Annotated in this window: 9 protein-coding genes and 1 tRNA gene; 3 read left to right on the forward strand and 7 right to left on the reverse strand. The window is 42.9% G+C overall.

Features of this window, described 5'->3' with window-relative positions; all coding sequences use genetic code 11:
• Nucleotides 1-44: 44 nt before the first annotated feature.
• From BW716_RS30130 to BW716_RS30140, 3 genes are all read right to left on the reverse strand, one after another.
• Nucleotides 45-1904, reverse strand: a complete 1860-nt coding sequence (locus BW716_RS30130; protein WP_143709123.1) for a hypothetical protein — start codon at nt 1902-1904, stop codon at nt 45-47.
• Between the two features lie 848 nt (nt 1905-2752).
• Nucleotides 2753-3046: a hypothetical protein gene (locus tag BW716_RS30135; RefSeq protein WP_083729788.1), complete on the reverse strand. Its 294-nt coding sequence runs from the start codon at nt 3044-3046 to the stop codon at nt 2753-2755.
• A 191-nt stretch (nt 3047-3237) separates the two neighbouring features.
• Nucleotides 3238-5769: an ATP-dependent Clp protease ATP-binding subunit gene (locus BW716_RS30140; RefSeq protein WP_083729789.1), complete on the reverse strand. Its 2532-nt coding sequence runs from the start codon at nt 5767-5769 to the stop codon at nt 3238-3240.
• 196 nt (nt 5770-5965) lie between these two features.
• On the opposite strand from BW716_RS30140, the gene BW716_RS30145 reads away from it, so the two are divergent.
• Together BW716_RS30145 and BW716_RS30150 are read left to right on the forward strand one after the other, a co-directional pair.
• Nucleotides 5966-6340, forward strand: coding sequence for an STAS domain-containing protein (locus tag BW716_RS30145; protein WP_083729790.1), 375 nt, complete (start codon nt 5966-5968; stop codon nt 6338-6340).
• A gap of 100 nt (nt 6341-6440) precedes the next feature.
• Nucleotides 6441-7349 (forward strand): ribonuclease Z, encoded by a 909-nt coding sequence (locus BW716_RS30150; protein ID WP_083729791.1) that lies wholly within the window; start codon nt 6441-6443, stop codon nt 7347-7349.
• 99 nt (nt 7350-7448) lie between these two features.
• On the opposite strand, the gene dapA is transcribed toward BW716_RS30150, so the two are convergent.
• Together dapA and BW716_RS30160 are read right to left on the reverse strand one after the other, a co-directional pair.
• On the reverse strand, nt 7449-8327 hold the full coding sequence (gene dapA, locus BW716_RS30155; RefSeq protein WP_083729798.1) for a 4-hydroxy-tetrahydrodipicolinate synthase: 879 nt from the start codon (nt 8325-8327) through the stop codon (nt 7449-7451).
• Between the two features lie 122 nt (nt 8328-8449).
• Complete coding sequence (locus BW716_RS30160) at nt 8450-9403, reverse strand: acetyl-CoA carboxylase carboxyltransferase subunit alpha (protein ID WP_083729792.1); 954 nt, start codon at nt 9401-9403, stop codon at nt 8450-8452.
• Nucleotides 9404-9577: 174 nt separating this feature from the next.
• Here BW716_RS30160 and BW716_RS30165 point away from each other — a divergent pair.
• Nucleotides 9578-9654: transfer RNA gene (locus BW716_RS30165), tRNA-Asp, on the forward strand.
• Between the two features lie 294 nt (nt 9655-9948).
• Here the strand turns inward: BW716_RS30165 and BW716_RS30170 are convergent.
• Nucleotides 9949-11214 (reverse strand): recombinase family protein, encoded by a 1266-nt coding sequence (locus BW716_RS30170; RefSeq protein ID WP_083729793.1) that lies wholly within the window; start codon nt 11212-11214, stop codon nt 9949-9951.
• A gap of 50 nt (nt 11215-11264) precedes the next feature.
• Nucleotides 11265-11580 (reverse strand): hypothetical protein (locus BW716_RS30175; RefSeq protein ID WP_220388867.1); only part of this gene is annotated, 316 nt, incomplete at its 5' end.

The following is an 11580-nucleotide window of genomic DNA, read 5'->3' on the forward strand; positions in this document are numbered from 1 at the left end:
AAACAGGAGCAGCAGATACTGCTCCTGTTATAAAATCTTATCCCTTATTTCTTGATGATATACCAGTTAGTACCGTCAGTTTGTACGGTAATGAATGTCCAGTCGTTGTAAATAACATAGCTGGAGCCACCTTCGATACTGTTAGCTCCTGGCATGATAGTAACTGCTTTGTCGATATCACCACCAATCTTCTTGATAGTGTAGATACGACCTACGATAGTAGCAGCAGGCGCAGGCAGCGTAATAGTGAAAGCACCCGCACTGGCATCTGCCAGGATGGTGTTGTCACTACCTGTTACAGTGTAAGTAGCAGTAACAGGCTTGATAGCCATTGATACGGAACCATTTACTGTCAGTGTAGAGTTAGCAACAGTATTCTGACCGATTGCTACGCTATCAGTGTAAGATTTGCTACCAGCGAAAGACTGTCTGCCTGTAGAAACCACACCTCGTTGAACTGCAGTGTGACTAGCATCAACGGCACTTGCATCAGGCAGGTTGAAAGTAACTGTCTTGGCAGTACCGTCAGCTACGATATTGAAGTCTGTACCAGCAACATCTGATTTCAGTTCTACATCACTACCAGCGGTAGAAGTAGCACCGGTTTTGATCAGTGTGATGGCATTTGCGATAGCGTCGAAGGAGAAGGATTTTGCTTCAACTGCTTTAGTAGTGGCATTTTGTACCAATACATTCAGTGAATTAGTCTCAGTGTTTGCAGCAACAGTGTTCATCGTTACAGTACCACCTAATGTAGTAGTACCACCTACAGATGCATTACCGGAGGTCAATGTTAAGTTGCCGGTAGTCACAGCTACGTTACCGCTGGTTACGTCTACACCATTATTCAGCGTAGCTTTACCAGTTACATCCAGTGTATTACCCAGGGTAGTCGCACCAGTTACACCCAAAGTGTTGCCCAGAGTAGTCGCACCGGTTACACCTAAAGTGCTGTTCAGGGTAGTTGCACCATTTACAGTGACAGTACCAGTGAAGGTTTTAGCACCTGCAAAAGACTGCGCGCCTGTGGTCACGATACCATTTCTGTCAGTAGATGCTTCGATCAGAGATAGTTCGTATTGTTTGTTGGTAGAATTATAAGTGATCATGGCACCTTTGGTAGCATCAAAAGTAGTAGCTGCTGCAGTGATCAGATTCGCTACAGTAAGGCTGTTACCAGCTGCCAGGTTGTTCAGGGTAGTCCAGTCTGCCAGGGTCATGAAACCATAAGACTTAGTGGAGGCACCATCCATGATAGGCGCATTGATAGTCACCTGGCCATCGGTTGCCTGGGTGGTGTTCATAGTAAGAACAGATGCATCAACATTTGTCAGCAGACTTTTGAAAGCATAAGCTGGCAAAGATTTTTTCACGATTGTACCATCTGCCTGAATGATCAATACATCCAGTGCTGCATCGGTAGTAGTAGCGGCAACCTGTTTCAATTGTACATTACCGTTGGTTTGTACACTGATTGCTTCAGTTGCATTTGCACGGATGGAGAGCGGCTGTGCATCGGAAGTTCCGAGGTAGTTAGTAGTTGGATTGGTACCTGCGTTACCAGTCAGACCCCAGTTTGCAAGTGCATCAGCGGCGCTGGCGATTTTCACCCATGCACCTGCTTTACGCATATACACACCGTTATCAGCTGCAACAGTGCTGTTCAGGTATACGATCATACCGTCTACAGCATCAGAACCGATCGCTGTATTGATGGTAGTAAAATCGCTCAGCCTTGGCAGTAACAGACCTTGTTTGGTACTGCTAAGCTCCAGGATCGCAGACTTGGTAATCTGTGAAGGATTATCACCAATTTTCATCTGTGCGTTTGCCGCAGTAGCTGCCAGGGTGATGCCACCAGCCAATAAGAGTTTGCGTGAAACGTTGTGTAAAACTGTTTTCATATTAGTATAGGGATAGATAGATTTTAAATTTTTTATTTATCCGTTTTCCTTTTTATTAAATAATGTGTGTGTGTGTACCTGGCATACCACTGTACTATTGCACAGATTGGAACTCTGCAAGGCATATGTTAAGGCTTTCAAATAAAAAACGGTTAAAAGAGGCAAAATGTAATGTCCACTGTCTTTGTGCTGTTCACGAACCTGAATGAATAGAAAAGTCTCTACGATTCCTATAGCGCAAATATCTAATATTAGTAATATTATTAAAATGACATGAACGTATCATTTTAATTTTAAATAGGTATCATATAAACAATTGATTATCATTATTAAAAATGAACATGTAAATATATCTTGCAAAAACCAGCACATGGAAGAGCCCGAATGGGGGGAAATGGGGGCAACTAGTGGGAAGATTATAACACCTACGTGTTATACTAATTCAGTTTTTAGTTCATTTTAGCTATTTTTAAGGCTATTTTAAGGCAAAATAATATCAATATCCGATTCGGCATACCACTTTTGTAGAAATGCAACTACAGGATAATTCATAAAAAAAGCGGGGGTATTATTAAAAAGATATTCACTTTTTATTTTCGGGGTGGATGGCCTTTTTTTCCCAGGTTCTCTGGATTAGGATAGTATTCGCCATTTTGGTAGCTACATTTCACTGGATGAGGAGGCGAACAGCGAACAATATGTGGGAAAAGGCGGTTTTACGGCGAATATGGTCCATTAATTTGTTAAGGCGACTAATTATTAATTATTCCACCACAGCAGCATGAAAATAAGAAGGGATGTATAATAAGTAACAGGAAGGCCATAAGAATTTCATGTACGAAAATTCTCTAGATTGCACAGTCGAAATGGTTGATCGTATCTACTGCCCATCTGAGCGCAAGGTCTTCATCTTCATCCAATATATATTGCTTTGCCACAAGGTCTTTCTCTCTATACGATGGATCTTCGGTTCTATTCTTCAGTTGATTGCTCCTTTCTTCATCTTCTTCTATCTCTTCTTCACCGGGTCTTTCGTTTACCTCCCGGGTGCTGGTATCAACAGCTACCCGATCTCCCGGTAAAATAAGGGCTGTATCATTTACAGTCGCAGTGGTAGTGTTTTTTTTCTCCCGGGATGGCATGCCATCATCCCCAAAAAACCTGATAAAAAAACTAGTTTCCTCATTTCACAAACATATGTTAAAATATAAAATTAGTCCTTTTATTCACACAAAAGGGGTAGAAAATCACCCATATACGCATAAAAAAACTCCCGGGAAATAATCCCGGGAGCCTTTATTGGAAAACATTTCTATCAACTATGGCTTTGTAATTAAGCCTCTGATTTTTCAGATTTGATATTTCTTGAGTTCTTTAAAGTAAAGATCAGTTTCTGATTTTCCTTATCAAGATCAGCAATCAATACATCTCCGTTGTGAATATTCATATTCAGGATCTCTTCTGCTAAAGGATCTTCCAGGTATTTCTGGATCGCCCTGTGTAGCGGACGGGCACCAAACTGTTGGTCGTAGCCTTTTTCCGCCAGGAATCCTTTCGCTTCTTCCGTCAGTTCCAGGCTAAAGCCAAGGTTTTCCAGACGTTTCAGCACACTCTGCATAGTAATATCTATGATTGTATAGATATGCTCTTTGCTCAGTGAATTGAATATGATCACATCATCAATACGGTTGAGGAACTCAGGAGAGAAGGTACGTTTCAGTGCTTTTTCAATTACTGATTTTGTATTCTCTTCTTCGCTGTTGGATTTCGCATTTGTAGAGAAACCTACACCTGCTCCGAAATCTTTCAGCTGACGAACCCCAATGTTGGAGGTCATAATGATCAATGTATTCTTGAAGTCTACCTTACGGCCAAGGCCATCGGTGAGGATACCATCGTCCAGCACCTGCAGCAGGATATTGTAAATATCCGGATGTGCCTTTTCGATTTCGTCCAGCAGGATTACAGAGTATGGTTTACGGCGAACTTTTTCAGTCAGCTGACCACCTTCTTCATAACCTACATATCCCGGAGGCGCACCAATCAGGCGGCTTACAGAGAATTTCTCCATGTATTCACTCATATCTATACGGATCAGAGAATCTTCTGAATCGAACATATAGCGTGCGAGTGACTTAGCCAGCTCAGTTTTACCAACCCCTGTAGGACCGAGGAAGATGAAAGTACCAATTGGTTTCTTTGGATCTTTCAGACCTACGCGGTTACGCTGAATAGCTTTTGTTACTTTGGAAATGGCTTCGTCCTGACCAACTACTGCACCTTTCAGGTCTTCACCCATCCGACGCAGTTTTTCGGTTTCGGCCTGTACCATACGTTTAACAGGGATACCTGTCATCATGCTCACCACTTCGGCGATCGCTTCTTCATCGATTGGGTAGCGTTTGTGTTTCACTTCTTCTTCCCAAACGGCTTTCGCTTTCTCAAGGTCCTCGCCTAGTTTCTTTTCCGTATCGCGTAGTGCTGCTGCTTCTTCAAAGCGTTGACTCTTCACGACTTTATTCTTTTCCTGCTTGATATCTTCGATCTGTTTTTCCAGATCCAGGATGTTCTGCGGAACGTTGATGTTCTTGAGGTGTACACGGGCGCCTACTTCATCCAGTACATCGATCGCCTTATCTGGCAATAAACGGTCTGTCATGTAGCGATCGCTCAGTTTTACGCACGCCTGAATTGCATCATCAGAATAGCTTACGTTGTGATACTCTTCATATCTTGGTTTGATATTGTTGAGGATCTGTATTGTTTCCTCCACGGTTGGAGGGTCTACCATTACTTTCTGGAAACGGCGGTCGAGTGCACCATCTTTCTCGATGTACATGCGATACTCATCCAGGGTGGATGCACCGATGCACTGGAGTTCTCCACGGGCGAGGGCTGGTTTGAAGATATTGGAAGCATCCAGGGAACCTGAAGCACCACCTGCACCAACGATCGTGTGAATTTCATCAATGAACAGGATCACATCTCTGTTTTTCTCCAGTTCATTCATGATGGCTTTCATCCTTTCTTCAAACTGGCCACGGTATTTTGTACCGGCTACCAGTGCGGCGAGATCGAGGCTTACAACACGTTTGTCAAACAATACGCGTGATACCTTACGCTGCACGATGCGCAGTGCCAGGCCCTCTACGATAGCGGTTTTACCCACTCCCGGTTCACCGATCAGGATCGGATTATTCTTTTTACGGCGGGATAATATCTGCGATACACGCTCAATTTCCGCTTCGCGACCTACAATCGGGTCAAGGCTGCCACTCTCGGCCAGCTTGGTAATATCCCGGCCGAAATTATCCAGCACAGGCGTTTTAGACTTCGTATTTGTCTGTTTGGCCTTAGAGGCAAAACTCTTGCGTTCATCTTCAAATTCTTCCTCTCCTGGATCGTCAAATTCTGCTTTAGGGTCAGAAGACTTTACGAAGCCCAGCTCGTTTTTAAAAGTGTCGTAATCCACGTCAAACTGTTGTAAGATTTGTGTACAAACGTTTTCTTTATTCTTGAGGATAGAAAGCATTAAGTGTTCCGTTTCTACGGTAGGACTTTTCAGTGCCTTTGCTTCTAGCACCGTAACACGGATTACTTTCTCTGCCTGCCTTGTAAGCGGGAGGCTATTGATATTGGCTATATTCTTTCCTGTCTTGTCTTTTACGGCCAATTCAACCTCCTTACGTAGTTCATAAAGGTCTACATTCAAGGCCTGCAGAATTTTAACAGCTGTCCCTTCCCCCTCTCGGATAATGCCAAGCAGCAGGTGTTCTGTGCCGATGAAATCATTCCCCAAGCGTAGAGCTTCCTCTCTGCTAAACGAAATGATCTCCTTTACTTGCGGTGAAAAATTCTGGTCCATTGTGAGAATATTAAATTATTAAAACCCTTACCGGGACTTGCTTATACAATATTAGCAAATAATTTTGATTTACCTTTACCCTAACACTTTAATAGTATAAAGATCATTGAGAAGGGCAGAGCAGTAAGAAGAAGGCTGTTATTGGGCAGGATTCCGATTACTATTTACTAAACTTATAAAACAAAAATCTTACCGAATGGAATTCAAAATTGATACCAAAGAAAAAATTCTTGTTATACAACCGCAAATAAGTTTGCTGGATGCTAATTTGGCAGACGCTTTTGTAAAAGAAGTATCAGATCTACCAGATTTGGAAGGCCGCAATCTTATACTGGATATGGCATTGGTGTCAAATATGGAGGAAGCTGGGTTGAAAGCCATTTTAACAGTCTACTACCAGCAGTATGACAGCGGTCTGTCCTGCGCCCTCACCGGACTAAACAGTAGTCTTTTAGCACAAATTAAAGCTGCCGATGAAAATGTTGTAAACCTTGCCCCTACTATGTTAGAAGCCATCGACCTCGTCATGATGGAAGACCTGGAAAGGGAATTATTGGGTGAAGATGAATAATTTTTTGTGTGCCGCCCTCAGTGCACGCATATAGTTCCGGAATGTGGAAAATGGTTCCATATTCCGGAATTTTTCATTTTATAAATACGTATTTTCGGGCATGTTTGCGGTAACCATACTAGGTAATAATTCGGCTCTTCCCACGTTAGACAGGCATCCAACGGCACAGGTAGTCACATGTAACGATATTTTGCTACTCGTAGACTGTGGCGAAGGCACACAAGTGCAGATTGCACGCTATAAAATCCGGCGTAGCCGGCTCAAGTACATCTTTATCAGTCACTTACACGGCGATCACTATTTTGGTCTCATTGGCCTCATAAATACCCTGAGTCTGCTGGGACGCCAGGATCCACTTTTTTTATTCGGCCCTCCTGAATTGGAACAGATCCTCAAACTCCAGATGGAGTGTGCGGCTACCACTTTGCAGTTCCAAATGCATTTCACCCCCTTAACAGAAGAAAATCAAGGCGTTATCGTAAACGATAAGGACCTGCAGGTAAGCTATTTTGCGACCAGGCACCGGATTCCCTGCTATGGTTTTGTGTTTGATATGCAAAAACGGAAACGGCGGATTATACCCGAACAGGCAAGGGCATATGAAATTCCTGCGGCCTTTTTCTCTCAGTTGGCCGAAGGAGCCGATTATCAGCGAAAAGATGGCTTACTGGTAAAAAATGACTGGGTCACCCTCCCTCCTGCCCCAGGCAAAAAGTACGTCTATTGTGCAGATACGAAGTATACGGAGGAATTATTGCCATATATCTATCAGGCAGATCTCGTGTATCACGAAACTACTTATTTACATAACCTGGCAGAAAGAGCGACGGAAAGATATCACAGCACAAGTGTGCAGGCAGCTACATTAGCGGCGAAAGGTGAGGCTAAAAGATTGATTATCGGGCATTTTTCATCTAAGTATACAGAATTGGCCCCTTTTCTGGAGGAATGTAAACCAGTGTTTCCGAATACAGATCTGTCGCTGGAAGGGGCTACATACATTATTTAGAAAATTCCTGGTGGCGCTGAAAAGGCCCGCTACAAATTATATCCAGTTATATCCAGAAAAAAAGCTTTTGCCTCAGGCAAAAGCTTTTTTCTTTATTTTTTATTTGAATGTCTTTGCAAAAGCAGCAATTCTCGCCTGCAATCCATCGCTTACACGTATTACCGGCAAACGGAACACATTTTCAATCAAACCACCCTCATGTAAAAACGCTTTCACGCCCGCAGGGTTGTTTTCTTCAAACATGAGATCAAAGGCTTCCTGCAATTTATAATGCAACGTTCTTGCTTTAGGGAAATCGTTCCGGAGGGCAGCACGTACCATATCAGCAGTATCTTTTGCAAAATAATTGGCTGCTACAGAGATCAAACCGTCCATACCGGTTGCGATCTGTGGCATAGCCAGGGCATCATCCCCGCTCACCACGATGAAATCTTTCGGTTTGTCCCGGATAATCTGCATACACTGTACCATATCACCGCTGGCTTCCTTCATGGCCACGATGTTTTCCACCTCATGTGCCAGGCGCAGGGTGGTCTGAGCGGTCATATTACGACCGGTACGACCAGGTACATTGTAGAGAATAACTGGCTTTGGCGCAGCTGCCGCTACGGCCTTATAGTGCTGGAAGATGCCTTCCTGACTTGGTTTGCTGTAATAAGGAGCTACGCTGAGTATGGCAAGGGCTTCATCGAGCGGACAGGTTTCGAGACGCTTGACTACATCACGGGTGTTATAGTCTCCAATACCCACCACCACGGGTACGCGCTTCGCTACTTTTTCGAAGGTGAACTTCATGATGTCCAACTTCTCTTCAGCGCTCAGTGTAGGTGTTTCACCGGTTGTCCCCAGGGATACTACATAGTCAACCCCGCCGGCAATCACATGATCGATGACTCTCTCTAAAGCATTCCAGTCGATGCTTTCGTCTTTTTTAAAGGGCGTAACCAGCGCAACGCCGGTGCCTCTTAATTGTTCCATATTACGTAAAAATTCCGGATAAGAAATTCCAAATTGCCCTCTCTGGATCACCCTTCAAGAGGTGAAAATCCTGAAAGGAGGTGCAAAGATGACCATTTGAAATGGTTTATATCAAATTATTTTTAGTGTTCGTCAAAAAAGCCCATGTTACTGTACTTGTCAATACGCTGCTCGATTCTGGTGTCAGCATCGAACTTCTTCAGTTCGGCCAAAGTTTCTTTGATCTTTTGTTTCAGGATCACCGCCATTTCATCAGGGTTTACGTGCGCGCCACCCAGCGGTTCATTGATAACACCATCAACGAGACCAAAGTTCTTCATATGATCAGAGGTCAGTTTCAGCTCTTCGGCAGCTTTTTCCTTGAAGTTCCAGCTACGCCAGAGGATGGTAGAGCAGTTTTCAGGAGAAATTACGGTATACCAGCTGTTTTCCAGCATCAGCACACGATCTCCGATACCGATGCCAAGGGCACCACCGGAAGCACCTTCCCCGATAATGATACAGATAACTGGTACACGCAGCTTCACCATTTCAAATATATTGCGGGCAATTGCCTCACCCTGACCACGTTCTTCGGCTTCCAGACCTGGGTAAGCACCCGGGGTATCTATGAGCGTTACGATAGGCTTGTTGAACTTTTCTGCCAGTTTCATGAGACGCAATGCCTTGCGATAGCCTTCAGGATTAGCCATACCAAAGTTGCGGATCTGGCGCATTTTGGTATTTACCCCCTTCTGCTGACCGATAAACATCACTGTTTCGCCATCCAGGTTGGCGAAACCGCCTACCATCGCCTTATCGTCCTTTACATTCCTGTCGCCATGCAGCTCCACAAAGTTGGTACACATCTTCTCAATGTACGCCAGGGTATAGGGCCTATCCGGGTGCCTGCTAAGCAGTACCTTTTGGTAACTGGTCAGATGATCATAGATTTCCTGACGGGTATGAGCGATCTTAGACTCATATTCCACCACGGTAGCTGTCACGTCAACACCAGACTTGGCGCCATTCTCTTTCAGTTTTTCCAGCTGATCATACAAGTCCGCAATAGGTTTTTCGAATTCCAGGAATTGCATATTTATGTTATAAATTGGTTAAAGTACGGTGTAAAGATAACGGCTTAAATATTTTTTAAAAAAGATTTGCAAAATTGGTTGGTTTGTCGCTATCTTTGCAATCCCAAAACGGGAAACACAACAGTGTTAAACGAAGGGAAAAGGATCAGTTTCCTTCGAACTAAAAAGGGAGAAGGATCAGTAGTTCAGTTGGTTAGAATGCCGCCCTGTCACGGCGGAGGTCGCGGGTTCGAGTCCCGTCTGGTCCGCCAAACCCGACTTCTTGAGAGTAATCTCAGAAAGTCGGGTTTCTCTTTTCTCCGAAACGCCCGACAGTTCTGCAACGAAGGCAAACATTCTATTCATTTTATCGGTTCGAGGTTGATGCGTTTTCTTGTTATAATAGATTCCTTCAGGAAATATTCTGAATTGTAACCTTTGCTTTTCTGCGTAATTGCTGGAAGTCCATATGGATGCAGGTTCTGTGACTCTTTTAATAGCCAGTTCAATGTATTTTTCCAGGTTCGAGGTGTTTATAATTGTTGGTCGTAAATGTTCTAACAGTTCTACTTTCTCCCGGCTGAACTTATGCGCAAATTTCTGGTATAACTCCTGATTGATTTTTCCTCTATAAAGCGTTCTTCCAGATTTTCTATTTTTTGTTCCAGCTCCGTTAACCTCGTTTTATACTGTTTGGCGTTTTCTTCTCTATCTGTATTGATTGTTGTAAACAGTTTCCTTAACTGAAGCTGAAACAGGTCAATGTATTTCTCAGGAAGCGTTATTTCGCTCAGAATTGTTTCAAATAACTCATGCAGCTTTTTAGCACTTACATTACAGGAACATTTACTACCATTATCGCATTTGTAGTAGTACAGGTTCTTACTCTTTACAATATACCCTCTCAGATTCTCTTTGCAGCTCTCACATTTAATAAATAGCTTTAATGGTAGTTCCTCATTTAACGCATTCCATCTGAAGCCATGTGCAGATTTACTCTTTTCTTCATTTGCCTTTAAGAATATCTCCTTGCTAATTAGCTTCTCATGCTTCCCTTCGATGACCTCTCCTTTCAAAAATGAGTGAGATAATATACCGCAGTAGAAAGGGTTAATTAATGCCTTACTGATTGCCTGCTTAGTCAGCTTTAATCCATGCGATTTCAGCCGCCCTAGAATCTCAACCATGCTAATTCCTTCGTTGGCCTTCCACAAGAATGCCTTTCGTAATAGCTTACCTTTTTCATTTATCACGATAGTCTTTTCACCATTAGTAGTTACATGATCATATCCAATGGGTGCATGACCAGGCCATTCACCGCGTAGCAATCTTTCTTTCATCCCCTCGATAGCCTTTAATCTTCTTAAATCATTATCATATTGGCTAAAAAGAAACAGGATGTTTTGCTGCAATACTCCAGCTGGATTTTTAGTATCTATCGGCTGAGTGACAGACATAATCAGGATGCCCAGATCCCTCAATTGACGGGAAAGCCAGATAGCATTATCACCGGTGCGGCTGAAACGGTCAAGACTATATACAATAATTTTAAGATTCCCTTTCTTATGCTTTTTACAAAACTCAATCATGCGCTTGAATTCCTTTCTCTCGTCACTTGCAGCTGATTCATATGTTCCACCAAAACAGGACAGCACCTTATACTCCTGTTTCAAGGCATATAGATCACAAGCCTTTTTTTGCGTTTCCAGACTTAGATTTCCATCTGCTTGTTCTTTTGTTGAAACCCTTGTATAAATAACACACTCCCCATCATCAACAATCAGTGGCTGTGCACCTTTTGCAAACTTTGTAAATACGTTTATACTCTTCATATTATTCAATGGATTTGGGTATTGTAAATGCGTAACTAATGAATATTAATTTAAGCTGCCCTGGCGATTTCGTCATTGCCATTTTCCTTACAGAAAATTTCATACGTAATCAATGCCAGGGCATGAAGTGTGTTTATAATATTTTCTATTTCCTCAGCTGTAGCATCCTTGAATTGAGGAAACTCCCTTACCTCTTTTTCAGTAAGAAAAAGTCGTTCGTCATTTTCGCTATTAGCTGGTTGTTCCTTTAACCACTCCCGAAAATGTACTATCATTGACATGGGATTATATTTTAACTGCAATATATTACAGCTCAACAAACCACTTTCCCACTTATGCTCGATCGTGTGTAATCGGCAATTACAA

This window comes from [Flexibacter] sp. ATCC 35208 (genome assembly GCF_001975825.1).
Taxonomy (GTDB): domain Bacteria; phylum Bacteroidota; class Bacteroidia; order Chitinophagales; family Chitinophagaceae; genus Chitinophaga.